At 55.8% G+C, this 20,453-nt stretch carries 13 protein-coding genes and 1 riboswitch; of the genes, 6 read left to right on the forward strand and 7 right to left on the reverse strand.

Annotation, left to right across the window (positions count from 1 at the left end):
• Positions 1 to 10 precede the first annotated feature (10 nt).
• The 3 genes from glgX to asd all read right to left on the reverse strand — a co-directional run bounded on the left by glgX (position 11) and on the right by asd (position 5,643).
• Positions 11 to 1,990: a glycogen debranching protein GlgX gene (glgX, locus tag BM323_RS20320; RefSeq protein WP_008109864.1), complete on the reverse strand. Its 1,980-nt coding sequence runs from the start codon at positions 1,988 to 1,990 to the stop codon at positions 11 to 13.
• A complete protein-coding gene (gene glgB, locus BM323_RS20325; RefSeq protein WP_008109863.1) occupies positions 1,990 to 4,176 on the reverse strand; it encodes a 1,4-alpha-glucan branching enzyme in 2,187 nt (728 codons plus the stop codon). The genes glgX and glgB overlap by 1 nt, the downstream gene beginning before the upstream one ends.
• Positions 4,177 to 4,533: 357 nt before the next feature.
• Positions 4,534 to 5,643, reverse strand: a complete 1,110-nt coding sequence (asd, locus tag BM323_RS20330; protein ID WP_008109860.1) for an aspartate-semialdehyde dehydrogenase — start codon at positions 5,641 to 5,643, stop codon at positions 4,534 to 4,536.
• Between the two features lie 196 nt (positions 5,644 to 5,839).
• Between asd and BM323_RS20335 the strand changes: the two genes are divergently transcribed.
• A complete protein-coding gene (locus tag BM323_RS20335; RefSeq protein WP_008109858.1) occupies positions 5,840 to 6,433 on the forward strand; it encodes a YhgN family NAAT transporter in 594 nt (197 codons plus the stop codon).
• 63 nt (positions 6,434 to 6,496) lie between these two features.
• On the opposite strand, the gene panS is transcribed toward BM323_RS20335, so the two are convergent.
• The 3 genes from panS to lysC form a co-directional block, all read right to left on the reverse strand.
• Entirely contained in the window at positions 6,497 to 7,420 is a 924-nt protein-coding gene (gene panS, locus BM323_RS20340; protein ID WP_008109856.1) for a ketopantoate/pantoate/pantothenate transporter PanS, read from the reverse strand.
• A 174-nt stretch (positions 7,421 to 7,594) separates the two neighbouring features.
• Positions 7,595 to 8,287: an aquaporin Z gene (gene aqpZ, locus BM323_RS20345; protein ID WP_008109855.1), complete on the reverse strand. Its 693-nt coding sequence runs from the start codon at positions 8,285 to 8,287 to the stop codon at positions 7,595 to 7,597.
• Between the two features lie 264 nt (positions 8,288 to 8,551).
• Positions 8,552 to 9,907 (reverse strand): lysine-sensitive aspartokinase 3, encoded by a 1,356-nt coding sequence (lysC, locus tag BM323_RS20350; RefSeq protein WP_008109853.1) that lies wholly within the window; start codon positions 9,905 to 9,907, stop codon positions 8,552 to 8,554.
• 112 nt (positions 9,908 to 10,019) lie between these two features.
• Positions 10,020 to 10,214: riboswitch (Lysine riboswitch) on the reverse strand.
• 373 nt (positions 10,215 to 10,587) lie between these two features.
• Between lysC and pgi the strand changes: the two genes are divergently transcribed.
• The 5 genes from pgi to BM323_RS20375 all read left to right on the forward strand — a co-directional run bounded on the left by pgi (position 10,588) and on the right by BM323_RS20375 (position 16,551).
• Positions 10,588 to 12,234: a glucose-6-phosphate isomerase gene (gene pgi / locus BM323_RS20355; RefSeq protein ID WP_008109851.1), complete on the forward strand. Its 1,647-nt coding sequence runs from the start codon at positions 10,588 to 10,590 to the stop codon at positions 12,232 to 12,234.
• 523 nt (positions 12,235 to 12,757) lie between these two features.
• Positions 12,758 to 13,006 (forward strand): exopolysaccharide production protein YjbE, encoded by a 249-nt coding sequence (yjbE, locus tag BM323_RS20360; RefSeq protein WP_008109848.1) that lies wholly within the window; start codon positions 12,758 to 12,760, stop codon positions 13,004 to 13,006.
• Between the two features lie 73 nt (positions 13,007 to 13,079).
• Positions 13,080 to 13,727 carry a YjbF family lipoprotein gene (locus BM323_RS20365; RefSeq protein WP_008109845.1) on the forward strand — a complete coding sequence of 216 codons (648 nt, stop codon included), beginning with the start codon at positions 13,080 to 13,082 and terminating at the stop codon, positions 13,725 to 13,727.
• Positions 13,724 to 14,461 carry a capsule biosynthesis GfcC family protein gene (locus BM323_RS20370; RefSeq protein WP_008109844.1) on the forward strand — a complete coding sequence of 246 codons (738 nt, stop codon included), beginning with the start codon at positions 13,724 to 13,726 and terminating at the stop codon, positions 14,459 to 14,461. The genes BM323_RS20365 and BM323_RS20370 overlap by 4 nt, the downstream gene beginning before the upstream one ends.
• Positions 14,461 to 16,551 (forward strand): YjbH domain-containing protein, encoded by a 2,091-nt coding sequence (locus BM323_RS20375; protein WP_008109842.1) that lies wholly within the window; start codon positions 14,461 to 14,463, stop codon positions 16,549 to 16,551. Before BM323_RS20370 ends, BM323_RS20375 begins: the two co-directional genes overlap by 1 nt.
• A 145-nt stretch (positions 16,552 to 16,696) precedes the next feature.
• Here BM323_RS20375 and metH read toward each other — a convergent pair whose 3' ends face one another.
• On the reverse strand, positions 16,697 to 20,380 hold the full coding sequence (metH, locus tag BM323_RS20380; RefSeq protein ID WP_036649970.1) for a methionine synthase: 3,684 nt from the start codon (positions 20,378 to 20,380) through the stop codon (positions 16,697 to 16,699).
• Between the last annotated feature and the right edge of the window lie 73 nt (positions 20,381 to 20,453).

Below are 20,453 nucleotides of genomic sequence, written 5' to 3' on the forward strand. Positions count from 1 at the left end.
GTCTGACTCCTTATGATTGCTTTAGGAACACACACACACCGTGTGCGGGACCGTGCCAGACAGTTGTCAGGATGGGGTTATCTTCCCCGGCGAAAGGAGGAATGGCACGCCACTCTCCGTCTGGTAAGGCGATATCACTCACCGATTCCGTGGCGTTTATTGTTATTAACCAGCGGCCGGAGAGCAGGATCTGCATTCTGTGCGTCCCCTGTTCCCACTGCTCGGCTTCCAGTGGTGTGCCGCTGGCATTGCACCACTGCACGCTGCCATCGCCCTCCTGCCACCAGCGATCCTGCGTCAACGCGGGAATGCGCTGGCGCAGGCGGATTAACGCAGCAGTGAAGTCGACCAGGCCAAAATCATCCTGTTGCCAGTTCAACCAGGTCAGCGGATTGTCCTGGCAATAGGCGTTGTTATTACCGTGCTGGCTGTGACCGCGTTCGTCACCCGCCAGCAGCATTGGCGTGCCCTGCGCCAGCAGCAGCGTGGTCAGCAATCCATGAACACTACGCCGCCGCCGTTCAACAATATCGAAATTGACCTGCAGTCCCTCTTTGCCGTGGTTATGGCTGAAGTTGCTGCTGCTACCGTCGCGATTGTCTTCGCCGTTGGCCTGATTGTGTTTGTTGTTGAAGCTCACTACATCGCGCAGCGTGAAGCCGTCGTGAGCGGTGATCAGATTGATGCTGGCGTGCGGCAGACGCGCCTCACGCTGGAAAACGTCGCTGGATGCGGCAAAACGGCGGGCAAAATCGCCATTATTCAGTTGACCATGCAGCCAGTAACGGCGCGCCGCATCGCGAAAATGGTCGTTCCACTCGGCGAAGTCCGGCGGAAAGTTGCCGACCTGATAACCGCCGGGACCGATGTCCCACGGCTCGGCAATCAGCTTCACCTTAGAGAGCAACGGACAGGCTTTGATGGCGGCAAACAGCGGCGCATCCTGATGAAATTCCGGCGTGCGACCCAACACGCTGGCGAGGTCAAAGCGGAAACCATCAACATGGCAAACGCGCACCCAGTAGCGCAGTGCTTCCAGCGCCCACGCCATCACCTGCGGATGGCTGAGGTTCAGCGTGTTGCCGCAGCCGGTCCAGTTTTGGTATTCGCCGTTGCCATCCAGCCAGTAATAGCTGGCGTTATCCACGCCGCGCAGCGAAATCGTTGGCCCGATCTCTTCCAGCTCGGCGGTGTGGTTGAACACCACATCGAGAATCACTTCGATGCCCGCCGCGTGCAGCGCTTTGACCGCCTGCTGAAACTCCTGCAGCGGCGATAAACCGTTTTCGCCCGAAGCGTAACGCGCATCCACCGCCCACAACGCAAACGGGTTGTAGCCCCAGTAATTACTTAATCCTAAGCGGCGCAGGCGCGGCTCGCTGGAGAATTGGGCAATCGGCAACAGCTCAAGCGCAGTAATGCCGAGATGGCGCAGGTACTTCACCATAGCAGGATGACCCAGCGCCGCATAAGTGCCGCGCAGCCTTTCCGGAATTTCCGGATGCTGCTGCGTTAAGCCGCGCACATGCGCTTCATAAATCACCGTATTGCCCCACGGCGTAAGCGGCGCACGATCGCCTTCCCAGTCAAAATCTTCGGCGATCACCAGCGATTTCGGCGCGATGGCAGCGTTATCCACACCGTCCGGCTCACGTTCGCCGCCGTTGAAACGCGCGTCGTCCGCCACTTCATCTGTTACCGCTTTGGCACAGGGATCGACCAAAAGCTTGGCGGGATTAAAACGATGTCCCTGCTGCGGTGCCCACGGACCATGTACGCGATAGCCATAACGCTGGCCGGGCTTCAGCGCAGGGAAATAGCCGTGCCAGATATCACCGCTGCGCGCGGGCAGCGCGAAACGGCGCTCAGCACCGTGCGCGTCGAACAGGCAGAGTTCGACGCGTTCGGCATGCTGGGAGAACAGCGTGAAATTAACGCCGTGCCCATCATAGTGCGCACCTAACGGTTCCGGCTGCCCCTGCTCCAGCATCAGTCGCTCTCCCGCACCAGCCAAAGGGTTGCCAGCGGCGGTAAGGTCAAACTCAGCGACTGCGGCCGACCGTGGCTTTCAATCTCATCGGTATGCACCACGCCGTGGTTGCGCGTGTCGCTGCCATGATAATCGTGCTGGTCGGTATTCATGATCTCGCGCCAGCCGCCACGCTGATTGACGCCAAAGCGATAGTGCGGACGCGCTACCGGCGTAAAGTTGCTGACCACGATGATTTCATTGCCCTCGCGATCGCGGCGCACAAACACAAATACCGAATTTTCATGGTCATCGACCACCAGCCACTCAAAACCTTGCCCATCAAAATCAAGCTGATGCAGCGGTGCGAAATGGCGATAAGTGTGGTTGAGATCGCGCACCAGACGATGCACGCCGTTATGCCAGTTATCCTCACCTTCAAGCAAATGCCAGTCGAGGCTCGCATCGTGGTTCCACTCGCGCCCCTGCGCAAATTCGTTGCCCATAAACTGCAGCTTCTTACCGGGGAAGCCCCACATCCAGCCGTAATAGGCGCGCAGGTTGGCGAACTTTTGCCAGGCATCGCCGGGCATGCGATCGAGGATCGAACGTTTGCCGTGCACCACTTCGTCGTGCGACAGCGGCAGCACAAAGTTTTCGGTGTAGTTGTAGAGCATGCCGAAGGTCATCAGCTGATGATGGTAGCGACGATGCACCGGATCGAGTTTCATATAATCCAGCGTGTCGTGCATCCAGCCCAGATTCCATTTGAACCAGAAGCCGAGGCCGCCATCTTCCGAAGGACGTGTGACGCCAGGATAATCGGTGGACTCTTCGGCTACCGTGACGCTGCCGGGCGCGGCGCGACCCAGAATGCGGTTGGTATGACGCAGGAACGAAATCGCCTCGAGGTTTTCGCGTCCACCAAAGTGGTTCGGCACCCATTCGCCTTCGGCGCGGCTATAGTCGCGGTAGATCATTGACGCCACCGCATCGACGCGCAGCCCATCAATGCCAAAGCGCTCCATCCAGTACAAGGCGTTGCCGGAGAGATAATTGCTGACTTCACGACGACCAAAGTTGTAGATCAGCGTGTTCCAGTCCTGATGAAAACCTTCGCGCGGATCGCTGTGTTCGTAGAGTTCAGTGCCATCGAACTTCGCCAGGCCGAAATCATCACTTGGGAAGTGGCCTGGCACCCAATCGAGCAGCACGTTAATGCCGGCATCATGCGCGGCGGCAATAAAGTGGCGGAATTCATCGCGCGTCCCGAAACGGCGTGTAGGCGCATACATACCGAGCGGCTGATAGCCCCAGCTGCCGTCAAACGGATGTTCGTTAATCGGCATCAGTTCGATGTGGGTGAAGCCCATTTCTTTGACGTAGGGAATGAGCTGCTCCGCCAGCTCTTTGTAGCTGAGCCAGAAGTTATTATCGGTATGACGTCGCCATGAACCGAGGTGCACTTCATAAATTGAAATCGGCTGGTCAAAGGCATTGGCGGCTTTGCGCCGTGGCTGCATCTCGGTTTTTGGCGGCAGCCCGCAGATCATCGAGGCGGTTTGTGGACGCATCTGCGCTTCAAAGGCGAAGGGATCGGCTTTGATGCGCATCTGACCGGAATTATCCACGATTTCAAACTTATACAGCTGGCCATTCACCGCGCCCGGCACGAACAGTTCCCAGACGCCGAGTTCACGGCGGAAACGCATCGGATGACGTCGGCCATCCCAGAAGTTGAACTCGCCCACTACCGATACGCGACGCGCGTTAGGTGCCCAAACGGCGAAGCGCGTGCCGTGCACGCCATCAATGGTGGTGCCATGTGCGCCAAGGGTTTCGTAAGGGCGCAGATGCGTGCCTTCACCCAATAACCATGCATCCATCTCCTCCAGCAGAGGGCCGAAGCGATAGGCATCGTCAATCAGGTTTTGCTGGCCGTGCCAGTTCACCGCCAGCTGATAGCCAAACAGGTTTTTACGGCGCGGAATCACGCCACAGAAGAAACCGCGTGAGTCGAGGCAGGTTAGCTGGGCGCATTTGCGTCCAGTATTGGTTTCAATTACCCAAACATCGGAGGCATCGGGCAGTAGCGCACGTACTTCAAGGCCTTGGGCAGTTTGGTGCATTCCCAGTAGTGAAAAGGGATCGGCATAATTCCCGGCAAAAAGGGCATTGATCGCCTGGCGATCGGGAAGCTCTGACATGACTTTCTTCCTATGATTTTGCGCAGGCGACCAGAGTCGGCAGGATTATCGCCTCGGGTGCGCTGCTTTTCATTGAGCCATAGGTACACCGCGAGGACACAACCGTCCGTGGGAAAGATCATCACCGTGTACAACAACCATTTAGTTCGAAAAAACGAAAACAGTTAACAACCGGCACATCTCTGTTAAATCATAGCTTGAGGCTGGCAGAAGCCAGGGAGGATCGTGAAAAATTCTTATCGGGCGAGCAAAAAGGGGAAGCGGATCACTTGTCAGGCGCAATTTGGATGAATTTTTGCAGCCTGGGTAACTAAAAAAAGGCCGGGAAACCCCGGCCTGTCTGGTTTGCCGCTGCGCTTAGTCGATCAGCAGACGCAGCATGCGACGCAGCGGTTCAGCCGCGCCCCACAGTAACTGATCACCCACGGTGAAGGCGGACAGGTATTCCGGTCCCATGTTCAGTTTGCGCAGGCGGCCCACTGGCGTAGTTAAGGTGCCAGTGACGGCGGCTGGCGTCAGTTCGCGCATGGTGATTTCGCGATCGTTTGGCACCACTTTCACCCACTCGTTATGTGAAGCCAGCAGCTGTTCGATTTCGCTCAGCGGCAGATCTTTCTTCAGCTTCAGGGTGAATGCCTGGCTGTGGCAGCGCAATGCGCCAACGCGCACGCACAGGCCATCAACCGGAATCACATTGCTGGTGCGCAGAATTTTGTTGGTTTCCGCCTGGCCTTTCCACTCTTCGCGGCTCTGGCCGTTATCCAGCTGCTTATCGATCCACGGAATCAGGCTGCCCGCCAGCGGTACGCCGAAGTTGTCGGTTGGTAAGGTGCCAGAGCGGGTGAAATCGGTCACGCTACGTTCGATATCCAGAATCGCCGAAGCCGGATCCTGCAGTGATTTCGCCACGTGATCGTGCAGCATGCCCATCTGTGTCAGCAGTTCACGCATATGACGCGCGCCGCCGCCCGATGCCGCCTGATACGTGGCAACCGACGCCCACTCAACCAGATCGTTGGCAAACAGGCCGCCCAGCGACATCAGCATCAGGCTGACGGTGCAGTTACCGCCGACAAAGGTTTTGATGCCATTGTCGAGACCCTGACGAATCACATTGTGGTTAACCGGATCGAGAATGATGATGGCGTCATCTTTCATGCGCAGCGTGGAAGCCGCATCAATCCAGTAACCCTGCCAGCCGCTTTCGCGCAGCTTCGGATAGACTTCACTGGTGTAATCACCGCCCTGGCAGGTGATAATAATATCCAGCGCCTTCAGCGCCTCGATATCAAAAGCATCCTGCAACGCACCGGTCGACTTACCGCCGAATGTCGGCGCCGCCTGACCAAGCTGTGACGTGGAGAAGAAGACCGGATTGATGACATCAAAATCACGTTCTTCGCTCATGCGTGACATCAGCACTGAGCCGACCATGCCACGCCAACCAATAAAACCTACATTCTTCATTTTCTGTCCGTCTCGGGTGCTCTCGAAAGAGGCCGTGTGGTGCAAGGAAAAGACTGGCCGGATAATCGTGCCAGTCTGCGTAATAATCAGGTTTACCTATGACCGTCAACTCTACAAAATGCAGCACTTCTGGCAAGTGAATTAATTCGATTGCGTTAACTTTTTCAGCAGTACAACTAATAATGGCTAACCCAACATGACTGAAATGATATCCGCGACCATATTGCTGCTGTTGATTATGGACCCGCTGGGCAACCTGCCGATCTTTATGTCGGTATTGAAGCATCTGGAACCCAAACGCCGCCGCGTGGTGCTGATGCGCGAAATGCTGATCGCGCTGATCCTGATGCTGCTGTTTTTATTCGCCGGTGAACGCATTCTGGCGTTTCTCAATCTGCGCACCGAAACCGTGTCGATTTCCGGCGGCATCATTCTGTTCCTGATCGCCATTCGCATGATTTTCCCTTCGGAGGAGAGCAGCTCCAGCGGCTTACCCGCCGGAGAAGAGCCGTTTCTCGTGCCGCTGGCGATCCCGCTGGTGGCCGGTCCGTCGCTGCTGGCGACGCTGATGCTGTTGTCGCATCAATATCCCAACCAAATGACGCATCTGGTCGGCGCGCTGCTGATCGCGTGGGGCGTGACGGTGGTAATTTTGCTGATGTCGGGGCTGTTTTTACGCCTGCTGGGCGACAAAGGCGTAAACGCGCTGGAGCGTCTGATGGGATTGATTTTGATTATGCTGGCGACGCAGATGTTTCTGGATGGAATTCGTACGTATCTGAAGTTGTAACAGCAGATAGGTGCGTTTTGTAGGGTCGCCATTCATGGCGACCGCTGTTTACGGAAACCGCAATTACTTCTGCTTCTTATCGATCGGTTTACCCGACCAGTAACCGGCCAGCAGCGAACCTGACAGGTTGTGCCACACCGAGAACAACGCGCCCGGCAGTGCAGCTAACGGCGAGAAGTAGAGTTTGCCCAATGTGGCCGCCAGACCTGAGTTCTGCATACCCACTTCCAGCGCCAGCGTGCGGCAGGTCGATTCATCGAAGCCAAACAGCTTGCCACCCCAATAACCGCCCAGCAGACCAATCGCGTTATGCAGGATCACCGCCACAATCACCATCAAGCCGACGGAACCAATAAAGCCCTGGCTGCCTGCTACCACCGCACTGATGATCAGCAGAATACACACCATCGAAAACGCCGGCAGATAAGGCTCAACGCGGCGCACCACGCTATTCATGGAGTGATGGATAATCAGGCCGAGGCTAATCGGAATCACCACGATTTTCACGATGCTGAGCAGCATGCCCACCACATCCACCTGAATGTGCGTATCAACGTAGAATCGGGTCAGCAGCGGCGTGGCGAAAACCCCCACCAGCGCCGACACGGATGAGATGGTCACCGACAACGCCACATCGCCCTTCGCCAGATAAATCATCACGTTAGAAGCGGTACCGCTCGCCACGCTGCCGACCAGAATCATGCCTGCCGCCAGATCAGGTGGCATCTGGAATAGCTTTGCCAGACCCCACGCGGCCAGCGGCATCACCAGATAATGCAGGAAGGTACCGGCGATCACCGGCGCCGGGCGCACCAGCACACGTTTGAAATCATCAATATTTAGCGTCACGCCCATGCCGAACATAATCAGCATCAGCAGATAGGTCACCCACGGCCCAATGCCGAGAAAGGTGGTAGGTGAATAATAAGCAGCGACCGAGAGCAGCACGGCCCAGAGTGGGAACAGGCGGGTAAGTTTGCCGAGCATAACCAGACTTCCTTAGGAATTTTTTTATATTGCCACAGATGAAATGTCGCGCAGGGAACGACCACAGCGACGGACGCGGGATCATAACATTTCATTATCTTGACGTAAGGCGGGAAGTCGCTTGCGGGGGAAAATGCGGATCGGCTGCTGCCGATCCGCAGAAATACGGCGAAGTTACTCTGCTTTTTCCAGTACAAAGCGGTAGATCGCACCACCAATCGCGGCACCTATAATCGGTAACAACCAGAACATCCACAGCTGTTCCAATGCCCAGCCACCCTGGAAGATCGCCACACCGGTACTGCGCGCCGGGTTAACCGAGGTGTTGGTCACAGGAATGCTCACCAGATGGATCAGCGTCAGCGCCAGGCCGATAGCAATCGGCGCGAAACCGGCCGGAGCACGTTTATCGGTCGCACCCATGATCACAATCAGGAACACAGCGGTCAGTACCAGCTCAGAGATCATGCCTGCCTGCAGGCTAAAGCCACCCGGCGAATGTTCACCGTAACCGTTCGACGCAAAACCGCTGGCCGCTGCATCGAAACCGGCTTTACCGCTGGCGATCAGATACAGCACGCCAGCCGCCGCAATCGCACCGACCAGCTGCGCGATGATGTATGGCACAACCTGCGCCGCCGGGAAACGTCCGCCAACCGTCAAACCGATGGTGACCGCCGGATTAAAATGGCCACCTGAAATGTGGCCGACGGCAAATGCCATCACCAACACCGTCAAACCAAATGCCAGCGCGACACCGGCAAAACCAATACCTAACTGTGGAAAAGCCGCAGCCAAAACCGCACTACCACAACCGCCCAAAACCAGCACAAAGGTGCCGAGTGTTTCAGCCACTAATCTTTTCATATCTATTCCCTCAAATAATTTAATGTTTTCGCGGCGGGATTATCGTTTTCGGCGATTAAAGCGCAACCGCTGAGTGAGAGATTAGTTTGATTTTTAGGCAATTCCAGCTTATTTGAGACGGTTCTCGCGAGCTACAATGGGGTTCATCAGAAATGTCTGGATCGGAAGTATGGCTGCCGCTGGGCTTAAATTATTGTTTAACAAATTTAACCAATAAAAAAGCCGGACCATGTCCGGCTTGATTTATATCGCTAAAAATTTGCCTTAAGAACCAAAAAGATTCTTATGCAGCGCGCGTACCACCTCTTCCGCGTCTGGGGTTGGAACCAGGAAGCAAAGGTTATAACTGCTGGCACCGTAGCAAATCATGCGCAGGTTAAACGGCTCAAGTGCGCCGAACACTTCTTTACCCACGCCGCAGGCTTTCGACAGGTTGTTGCCGATGATCGCCACCAGCGCCAGGTTCTCTTCCACTTCAACACGGCACAGTGAAGAGAGCTCGGTCAACAGCGCCTGAGTCAGCAAGCTGTCGCCGGTGGTGGTTGAACCAGTGCTGTCCAGCGTCAGCGCCACGCTCACTTCGGAGGTGGTCACCAGATCGACGGAGATGCTGTGGCGCGCCAGGATGTTAAACACCTCAGCAAGGAAGCCGTGTGCATGCAGCATATTAAGGCTGTGCAACGTTACCAGCGTCTGCTTACGACGCAGCGCCAGCGCACGGAACAGCGGTGGATTTTTGGTTTCATTGCAGACGCGCGTACCGCCCGCAGCCGGATCTTTGCTCGAACCAACAAACACCGGGATATCGCTGCGTACGGCTGGCAGCAGAGTTGCTGGATGCAGCACTTTGGCACCGAAGATCGCCATTTCCGCCGCTTCTTCGAAGGTAATTTCTTCGATGCGTTTAGCGGTGGATACCACGCGCGGATCGGTGGTGTAGATACCGGCCACATCGGTCCAGATATCAATACGTGCAGCCTGCAGCGCTTCGCCCAGCAGCGCAGCGGTATAATCGCTGCCGCCACGACCGAGCGTGGTAGTGCGGCCTTTGATTTCACTACCGATAAAGCCCTGCGTTACCACCAGCGCTTCCGCAATGCGCGGCTGCAGTTGTGTTGCGGCCAGCTCTTTCAGCGTCGCCACTTCCGGTTCTGCGCGACCAAAACGATCGCTGGTGCGCATCACTTTACGCACGTCAAACCATTCGCTGTTGACCTGACGCTCGCGCAGAATCTCCACGAACAGCAGCGTCGACATCAGCTCACCGTGGCTCACCAGCTCGTCGGTCAGCGCATGTGAGGTCGCCAGCGAGGTGGCTTCAGACAGCATGGTGATGTTTTCCAGCATGCGATCAATCTCTTCGCGGATCACATCCGGCGATTGCAGACGATCGATGATGGCGTATTGAATACGGCGGATTTCATCCAGCAGGTAAGCGCGCTGCGCTTGTTCCTGGCCTTCAGCAAGGGAAACCAGCAGATTGGTGACGCCAGCGGAGGCAGAGAGCACCACTAAACGCGTATTGGCATCCGACAGCACAACATCTGCGCTGCGGTTCATAGCATCAAAATCGGCAACGCTGGTGCCGCCAAATTTAGCCACGATAAGAGTTTGGGACATATTACGAACCCCGTGTCAGGTTATCTTTCTTCCGTTTTGGGGCGGAAGACATAGTAGCAGCCTAGGCACAAGAGAAGAGCAGAATTGGGCAGACAAGATCAGTAGTAGACAAGTCACCAAAAGCGCTTCACCTTGCGAACCGTCCGACTGTGGACGATTCTGGTGACAACCCAGAGGATTCAGCCCCTGCAGCCGACAGTGCAACACCCCGCGTGTTGCCCCACCTCGGCGTCACACCCCCTGATGTGTTATCTGCGGATACGGATCCTCAAACACACTGCCTGGGCGACGCGCCTCTTCTGGCTTACACCCGGAGGTGTAAGTAGCGCGCATAAATTACTGATTATTTTCCCCCCTGTCCATCCCTGCACTTTGAGGATTTCTCACTTTTACACTTCGGTAAACGCATCGTTGAACAAACGCGCCCGCCAACCGCGGCCTAAAGTAGTGTCCGAATCAGACAAAAGCGGCTTTTTTCTGATGCGGCACAGGGAATTCTCCTGGCGCAGCACCGACAATCGCTGCCGGATTTACCTGAAACAGTGCGGCCACGGTCACAAATTTTTTCCCTTAGCTGGTAACTGTGGTCATACTCTTCCCCGTGCAAGAGTGCTATGGATGCCGGGCCAGCAGGATGCCCCGGATGGAATGACGGTTCTTATTTCAACTAGAGTGTTGCCATGAAAAATATCAATCCGACACAAACCGCTGCCTGGAAAGCGCTGCAGCAGCATTTTGAGCAGATGAAATCGGTGCAAATCGCCGACCTGTTTGCGCAAGATGCCGATCGTTTTGCGAAATTCTCTGCCACTTTCGATGACCAGATGCTGGTGGATTTCTCAAAAAACCGCATCACCGAGGAAACCCTCGAAAAATTACAGGCGCTGGCTAAAGAGACCGATCTTGCAGGCGCCATCAAATCGATGTTCTCTGGCGAGAAGATCAACCGCACCGAAGAGCGCGCAGTACTGCACGTTGCGCTGCGTAACCGCAGCAACACGCCAATTGTGGTGGACGGCAAAGATGTGATGCCGGAAGTCAACGCGGTGCTGGCGAAGATGAAAGGCTTCTCCGAGCGCATCATCAGCGGCGACTGGAAAGGCTATACCGGTAAAGCCATCACCGACGTGGTGAACATCGGTATCGGCGGTTCAGACCTCGGCCCATTCATGGTGACCGAAGCGCTGCGTCCGTACAAAAATCACCTCAACATGCACTTTGTTTCTAACGTCGATGGCACGCACATCGCCGAAACGCTGAAAGATCTCAGCCCGGAAACCACGCTGTTCCTCGTGGCATCAAAAACCTTCACCACCCAAGAAACCATGACCAACGCTCACAGCGCGCGTGACTGGTTCCTGAAAACCGCCGGCGATCAGCAGCACGTGGCGAAGCACTTCGCAGCGCTGTCGACCAACGGTAAAGCGGTGGGTGAATTCGGTATCGATACCGACAACATGTTCGAGTTCTGGGATTGGGTTGGCGGCCGCTATTCACTGTGGTCGGCGATCGGCTTGTCGATCATTCTCTCCATCGGCTTTGAGAACTTCGAGCAGCTGCTGAGCGGTGCGCATGCGATGGATAAGCACTTCGCCAACACGCCTGCCGAGCAGAACCTGCCGGTGCTGCTGGCGCTGATTGGCATCTGGTACAACAACTTCTTTGGTGCCGAAACCGAAGCGATTCTGCCGTACGACCAGTACATGCATCGCTTTGCTGCTTACTTCCAGCAGGGCAACATGGAATCCAACGGTAAATACGTTGACCGTGAAGGCAATCCGGTGGACTACCAGACCGGTCCAATCATCTGGGGCGAGCCTGGCACCAACGGCCAGCACGCGTTCTACCAGCTGATTCATCAGGGCACCAAACTGATTCCATGCGACTTCATCGCACCGGCGCTGAGCCACAACGTGCTGACCGATCACCATCCGAAGCTGCTGTCGAACTTCTTCGCGCAGACCGAAGCGCTGGCGTTTGGTAAGTCACGCGACGTGGTAGAGAAAGAGTTTACCGATGCCGGTAAATCTGCCGAATCTGTCGCGCACATCGTGCCGTTCAAGGTGTTCGAAGGTAACCGCCCAACCAACTCCATCCTGCTGCGTGAAATCACCCCGTTCAGCCTCGGTTCATTGATTGCGCTGTATGAGCACAAGATCTTCACTCAGGGCGCGATTCTCAACATCTTCACCTTTGACCAATGGGGCGTTGAGTTGGGTAAACAGCTGGCAAACCGTATTCTGCCAGAGCTGGAAAATGACGCTGAAATTAGCAGCCACGATAGCTCCACCAATGGCTTAATTAATCGCTATAAATCCTGGCGTTAATTTCCCGGCTAATGTGAATAAGGCGGCGTAAATGCCGCCTTTTTTATGTCAAATAAGCCATCTTTCGCCTAAAGTTATTATTTACGGTCTTAAAAGAGGTTAGAAAATTCTTAAAATGCCGTAAGGAAATTCGTAATTCACCTCAATCTGACGCAGCATACTCCTCTTTAAAATGGACCTAATTTAGCCCAACCTATAATTTATCCTTCTGATAGATATATGATTTTTATTTAAGCCTTATGAGCAAATTCCGATTATTCCCATTCCGTACCAATAATTAGTGCAAAAGTGAAAAATTCTGCCGAAAAATCACCAGGCATTCACTTATTCTATTAGCCCAAAAAAAGGCATTTAAAAAAAGCAGCTAACGCCAATTCGCCTTATTTATCACCAGAAACGTCCCTGGTTTCTGCCCTCTTTTACTCATGCTGAACTCTGGTAATTTGTTGCCCTATACTGAACGCGCCCGAAATCTGGGTAAATCCTACATTCATTGATTCATATAAATGCAGGAAACGTTGTTATGAAAAAACTGATGGTTGCCGGTGCAGCCTTACTTTACGTTGCCGTTTCTTCCGCTGCGATTGCAGCACCGGAAGAAGCTGGTGCTGCAGCAGGCGCACAGGCGGGAGCAATCTCAACTGGCGCGTCTACCGCTGTGGGTATCGGCGCGCTCGGTGCGTTAGTGGGTCTCGGCATTGCTGCTTCTGGCGGCGGTGACGGTGCAAATACCGGTACAACAACAACCACCACAACGAGCACCACTCGTTGATGTAGCACCTTTAAGCATAACCACACACCCGTGTGGTTATTTTTTGCTTGGCTTATTTAGACAGGGATACACAGTGCGCCGACTCTCTTTGCTACTTCTTTGCCTGTTGTTGCAGGCCTGCACACAAACGCAAAAAGGCCTCGAACAAACCGTGATGCTGGCCGTCAACGGCCCGGATGATGTCACGGTCACCGACGAACAGGTTGCTAACCTGCCCTACGCCAGCCTCTATGCCCGTATCAATGAAGGTCCGCGCATCTTCGTGGTGCTCGGTTACAACGAGAACGGCCAACAGAAGTGGATCACCCAGGATAAAGCGATGCTGGTGATGCAGCATGGCCGCCTGATCAAAACCCTGGGTTTACCGAGCAACCTCGCTGACGTCAGTAACCTGGCACAGGATCCGCTCGCCGATGCGCTGCATCTGCAAAACGGTGCCAGCTGGACGCGCGTGGTGCAGTGGCGCGAGCAAGACAAAGTGCGTGCCGCCACCGCCGTTTCACGTTTCGAGCGCGGTGACGATACGGTGCTGGATATCGCCGGTGAACGCGTGCCGTGTCGCGTCTGGCATGAAACCGTGCGCATGGAGAGCGTGGGCGCGGAGTGGCAGAACACCTTCTGGATCGATAACCGCGATGGCACGGTGCTGCAGGCCAACCAGATGCTGGCCGCCGATGCCTTCCCAGTTGAAACCACTATTCTGAAGCCGGCGAAATCATGAAAAAAATAACTCCAATGCTGGCAGCGTTAACGCTGCTCACGGCTGGCCACGCGCTGGCTGCGGCGCAAGTCACCGTGCACGATGTGCAGGGAAAAAACACTCTGCAAATCAACGATGCGCAGAATCTCAGCCAGTTACTCACCCATCCTGAACTGCGCAGTTGGTGGCCGGGCACGGTGATTGCCGAGCGCGGCGCGACTGCGGTAGCACAGCAACAGCAGAAACAGCTGCTCGCCGATCTGCGTGCCTGGCAAGCCGACAGCGGTGAGTCGTTAGCCGCAACCATCGGCTCGGTGATCCACCAGCTTGGCGCGGTGCAGGTAACGGGTCGCCAGTTCACCTCGCTCGATCCCGACGCCGTGCGCCTGCGTCCACAGGACAACCGCACGCTGCAAGGCAGCTATGACCTCTACACGCTGACGCGACGTTCGCAGGTGCTGGTGCTGGGCGCGTTGAGCAATCCGGGTAAAGAGAGCTGGCAGCCGGGCCGCGAAGTGCGTGACTACCTCGACGGCCACGATCGTCTTTCCGGCGCGGAACGTAGCTATGCCACGGTGATTGCGCCGTCCGGCAGCACTCAGCAAGTTCCGGTCGCTTACTGGAATCATCGCCATATCGAAGTGGAGCCCGGCAGCATCATCTGGCTCGGTTTCACCTCATGGAGCTTGCCATGGGGCCAAAGCGATTTGAATGCGCGCATGCTTTCCGTTCTGACTCACCGGATACCAGACTGATGAAAAAACAATTACTTCTCAGCTTGTTGGCTGCTTCTGTTTCCGCCGCTTGCCAGGTGCACGCGGAAACCTGGCCTGAACCGGTAGGTCCTTCGCAATCGGATTTTGGTGGCGTTGGCCTGATGCAGACGCCGACCGCGCGTATGGCAAAAGAGGGCGAGTTTAGCGTCAACTTCCGCGATAACGATCAATATCGCTACTATTCCGCCTCACTGCAGCTGTTCCCGTGGCTGGAAACCACCGTGCGCTATACCGACGTGCGTACCCGCCGTTACAGCGCAGTGGAAGGCTTTAGCGGTAATCAAAGCTATAAAGATAAAGCCTTCGATGTGAAGCTGCGTTTGTGGCAGGAGAGCTATTGGCTGCCAGAAGTGGCGGTTGGCTCGCGCGATTTAGGCGGCACCGGCTTGTTCGACAGTGAATATCTGGTTGCCAGCAAAGCGTGGGGGCCATTCGATTTCAGTCTCGGTATTGGCTGGGGTTATCTCGGCAACAGCGGCACCCTCAAAAACCCATTCTGCTCGTACAGCGACAGCTACTGCAGCCGCAGCGGCGGCGGCGAAACCGGCACCATCAACGGTTCACAGATGTTCCACGGCCCGGCAGCACTGTTTGGCGGCGTGGAATACCAAACGCCGTGGCAGCCGTTGCGTCTGAAGCTGGAGTACGAAGGTAACGATTATCAGGATGATTTCGCCGGTCGTCTGGAGCAGCGCAGCAAGGTTAACGTCGGTGCGATTTATCGCATCACCGACTGGGCGGACATCAACGCCAGCTACGAACGCGGCAACACCTTTATGTTCGGCTTTACTCTGCGCACCAACTTCAACGATCTGCATCAATCGCACATCGATAGCCAGAAGCCAGCCTACAACCCGCAGCCGCAGGGCGACTTGTTGCAGCCAACGGTGGTGGCGAACCAGCTGACCGATCTGAAGTACAACGCGGGACTGAACGGCCCACATATTCAGACCAAAGGCAGCACGCTGTATGTCTCAGGCGAGCAGACCAAATATCGCGACACGCGCGAAGGTGTTGATCGCGCCAATCGCATCATTATGAACAACCTGCCGGCCGGCATCGATACCATCGACGTCACCGAGTCGCGCTTTAATATGCCGCAGGTCAGCACGCGCACCAACGTTGCCAGCCTGCACAACGAGCTGACGGGTTATCCGCTGGGCCATGAACAGCCGCTGCAGCAGACGCGTGAAGATCCGGTTGATCCCGGCATCACCGAGCAAGGTTTCTTTATCCGCAAAGATCGTCTGAACTACAGCCTGTCGCCGGTGCTGAATCAGTCGGTTGGTGGACCAGAAAGCTTCTACATGTATCAGGTTGGTGTGATGGCCAATGCCGATTACTGGCTTACCGATCACCTGTTGGTCGGCGGCAGCTTGTTTGGCAACATCGCCAATAACTACGACAAGTTCAACTACAACGGCGCTCCGGCGGATTCCACGCTGCCGCGCGTGCGCACGCACATTCGTGATTACGTTGAGAACAACGTTTACGTTAACGATCTGCAAGCCAACTACATACATGCGCTGGGTAACGGTTTCTACGGCCAGGTTTACGGCGGTTATCTGGAAACCATGTACGGCGGCGTCGGCGGCGAAGTGCTGTATCGTCCGATTGATAGCAACTGGGCATTCGGTGTTGATGCCAACTACGTGAAGCAGCGTGATTGGGACAACATGATGCAGTTCACCGATTACAAAGCGCCAACCGGAAATCTGACGGCGTATTGGCGTCCATGGTTTATGCAGGATGTGTTGGTGAAGACCAGCGTCGGGCAGTATCTGGCGAAGGATAAAGGCGTGACGCTGGATGTGTCGAAGCGCTTTGACAGCGGCGTGATGGTTGGTTTCTATGCCACTAAAACCAATGTTTCGGCCGAACAGTATGGCGAAGGCACCTTTACCAAAGGCTTCTATATCTCGGTGCCAATGGATCTGTTTACCGTGACGCCAACGCGCGGCCGTGCGCAGGTGAACTGGGTGCCGTTGACGCGTGACGGCGGGCAAATGCTGGGTCGTAAATATCAGCTGTATGACCTGACGTCAGATCGGGATGCGCGGTTTAATTAATTGATTCATATGAATTAACCGTAGGGTCGGCATTTATGCCGACCTTTTTCATTTGTGCGGGCATGTAAGAAGGTCACCATGAATGGCGACCTTACGGAGCAGGTTTTGTAGGGTCGCCATTTATGGCGACCGCCACCAGCATGCGTTAATCCGCGTCGTAGCCCAGGTTTGGCGCCAACCAGCGTTCGACTTCGGTGACGCTCATGCCTTTACGCGCCGCGTAATCTTCTACCTGATCACGCTGAATCTGCGCCACGGCGAAGTACTTGCTGTCGGGATGGCTGAAGTACCAGCCGGAAACCGCTGCACCCGGCCACATGGCGAAAGATTCGGTGAGCTTCATGCCGGTGTGCTTTTCCACATCCAGCAATTGCCAGATCGGCGCTTTCTCAGTGTGTTCCGGACAAGCCGGATAACCCGGCGCAGGACGAATGCCCTGATAATTCTCGCGAATCAACTCTTCGTTGCTGAGGTTTTCATGGGCGGCAAAGCCCCAAATCACCTTACGCACACGCTCGTGCAGATACTCGGCAAAGGCTTCGGCCAGACGATCCGACACCGCTTTCACCATGATTTTGTTGTAATCATCGTGCTGCTTGTCGTACGCCTCGGCCAGCGCATCTTCCTCAATCCCGGCGGTAACCGCAAACGCACCGAGATAATCGGCTTTGCCGCTGGATTTTGGTGCCACGAAGTCGGCTAAACAGTAGTTGGCGAAGTCGGTTTTTTCGGTCTGCTGACGCAAGTGATGACTGACGCACAGCACCTGATTGCGGTTCTCATTGCTGTAGATTTCAATGTCATCGCCGACACGGTTAGCCGGGAAAATCCCCACCACGCCGCGTGGATTGAGCGTGCCAGTCTCACTCAGCATATCGAGCATGGCGTTGGCGTCGGCAAACAGGCGTTTGGCCTCTTCGCCCACCACTTCATCTTCCAGAATGCGCGGATATTTGCCGGCCAATGACCAGGTCATAAAGAACGGCGTCCAGTCGATGTAATTGCGCAGCGTTTCAATGCTGGCTTCGACCGGGCTCACGCCGAGACGATGCGCCACCGGCGGCGTGTAACTTTCCCAGTCGATGGCGTAATCATTATCGCGCGCGGTTTGCAGGCTCACCGGCGGGGTGCGCGGTTTTTTACGCCCGTGCTGAATACGCACCGTGTCGTACTCTTTGCGCGTGCGCGCCACGAAATCCTCTTTCAGCGTCTCGGAGAGCAGCGATGACACCACGCCCACGGTGCGCGAGGCGTTCTGTACGTAGACAGTTGGGCCGCTGTAGTTCTGTTCGATCTTCACGGCGGTATGTGCTTTCGAGGTGGTCGCGCCGCCAATCAGCAGCGGGATGGTGAATCCCTGACGCTCCATCTCTTTCGCCACGTTGACCATTTCATCCAGCGACGGCGTGATCAGGCCGGAAAGCCCAATTATATCGGCGTTCTCGGCAATCGCGGTTTTAAGGATTTTGTCGCTCGGCACCATGACGCCAAGGTCGATAATTTCGTAGTTGTTACACTGCAGCACCACACCGACGATGTTTTTGCCGATGTCATGCACGTCGCCTTTTACCGTCGCCAGCACGATCTTGCCGTTGCTGCGTCCGGCTTCTTTACTCGCCTCGATATAGGGTTCGAGATACGCCACCGCTTGCTTCATTACGCGTGCCGATTTCACTACCTGCGGCAGGAACATTTTGCCCTCACCGAACAGATCGCCGACCACGTTCATGCCGGACATCAGCGGCCCTTCGATTACCTGAATCGGACGTTCATAGCCCTGACGCGCCTCTTCGGTATCCAGTTCGATGAATTCGGTGATGCCTTTGACCAGCGAATATTCCAGACGCTTTACCACGTCCCAGCTGCGCCATTCGGCTTGCTGTTTCTCCTGCTCGCCATCGCTTTTGCTGCCGCGATACTTCTCCGCCAGCTCCAGCAAGCGCTCGGTGCCGTCGTCACGTCGGTTCAACACCACATCTTCCACCGCATCGCGCAGCTCGGCAGGCAGATCGTCATAAATCGCCAGCTGACCGGCGTTGACGATGCCCATGTCCATACCGTTGCGAATGGCGTAATAGAGGAACACCGCGTGAATGGCTTCGCGCACCGGTTCGTTGCCACGGAACGAGAACGACACGTTGGAGACGCCGCCGGAGATCATCGCGTGCGGCAGTTCGCGTTTGATGTCTTCACAAGCGCCGATAAAATCCATCGCGTAGTTATTGTGTTCTTCGATGCCGGTCGCTACGGCAAAGATATTCGGATCGAAAATGATGTCTTCAGGCGGGAAACCGACCTCTTCGGTCAGGATCTTGTAGGCGCGACGACAGATTTCGATTTTGCGTGCGCGCGTATCCGCCTGGCCCACTTCATCAAACGCCATCACCACCATCGCTGCGCCGTAGCGACGCACTTTACGCGCGTGCTCGATGAAGGGTTCAACGCCCTCTTTCATCGAGATGGAGTTCACAATGCCTTTGCCCTGAATGCACTGCAGGCCTTTCTCGATCACTTCCCATTTCGAGGAGTCGATCATAATCGGCACGCGTGCGATATCAGGTTCGCCAGCGATTAGATTGAGGAAGCGCACCATCGCCGCTTCCGCATCCAGCATCCCTTCATCCATGTTGATATCGATGATCTGCGCACCGCTCTCAACCTGCTGGCGCGCCACATCCAGCGCTTCGTTGTATTTCTCTTCTTTAATCAGTCGCTTGAACTTGGCCGAGCCGGTAACGTTGGTACGTTCGCCGACGTTGACGAATAGCGAATCGGCCTGAATATTCAGCGGTTCAAGACCGGCTAAGCGACAGGCAACCGGAATCTCTGGCAGCTGGCGCGGCGCAACGCCGTCTACTGCGGCCGCCATCGCCGCGATATGTTCCGGCGTGGTGCCGCAGCAGCCGCCGATAATATTGAGGAAACCGGCGCGCGCCCATTCGCCAATTTGCTCGGCCATAATCGCCGCATCGAGATCGTATTCACCAAAGGCGTTGGGCAAGCCGGCGTTCGGGTGCGCGGTGACGTAGCCTTCGGCAATGCGCGACAGCTCCGCCACATACTGGCGCAGTTCATCCGGGCCCAGCGCACAGTTGAGGCCGAACGACAGCGGTTCGGCGTGACGCAGCGAGTTATAGAAGCCTTCAGTGGTTTGGCCGGAAAGCGTACGACCGGACGCATCGGTGATGGTGCCGGAGATCATCAGCGGCAGCTTCACGCCCATCGCTTCCATCTCGGCCTGCACCGCGTAGATCGCCGCTTTGGCGTTCAGAGTATCGAACACCGTTTCGATCATGATCAGGTCGGAACCACCAGCAATCAGCGCATGCGTGGATTCACGGTAAGCTTCCACCAGCTGATTGAAGGTTACGTTTCGATAAGCGGGATCGTTAACGTCCGGCGAGATCGAACAGGTGCGGTTGGTGGGGCCCAATACGCCCGCCACGTAGCGCGGACGATGCGGCGTTTTCGCCGTCCATTCATCGGCGCTGGCGCGCGCCAGCTTGGCGGCTTCGAAGTTGATCTCCGCCGACAGCGCTTCCATCGCGTAATCGGCCATCGCAATGGTGGTGGAGTTGAAGGTGTTGGTTTCCAGAATATCCGCGCCGGCGGCGAGATAGGCATCGTGGATTTCGCGGATGACGTCCGGTTTGGTCAGCACCAACAGATCGTTGTTGCCCTTCAAATCAGATGGCCAGTCGGCAAAGCGGCTGCCACGGAAATCCTGCTCACTCAGTTTATAACTCTGGATCATGGTGCCCATGCCACCGTCCAGAATCATAATGCGTTGTGCCAGCTGCTGCTGCAGCATTTCTGTTTTGTTGCTCACTCTCGCCCCGTCCAAGTCATTGCGTTGGCTAATATGCCAGCCAGACATACTGGCACAACTTGCAGGTGATCAA

Origin of the sequence: Pantoea sp. YR525 (assembly GCF_900116775.1) — a bacterium.
GTDB lineage: Bacteria > Pseudomonadota > Gammaproteobacteria > Enterobacterales > Enterobacteriaceae > Pantoea > Pantoea symbiotica.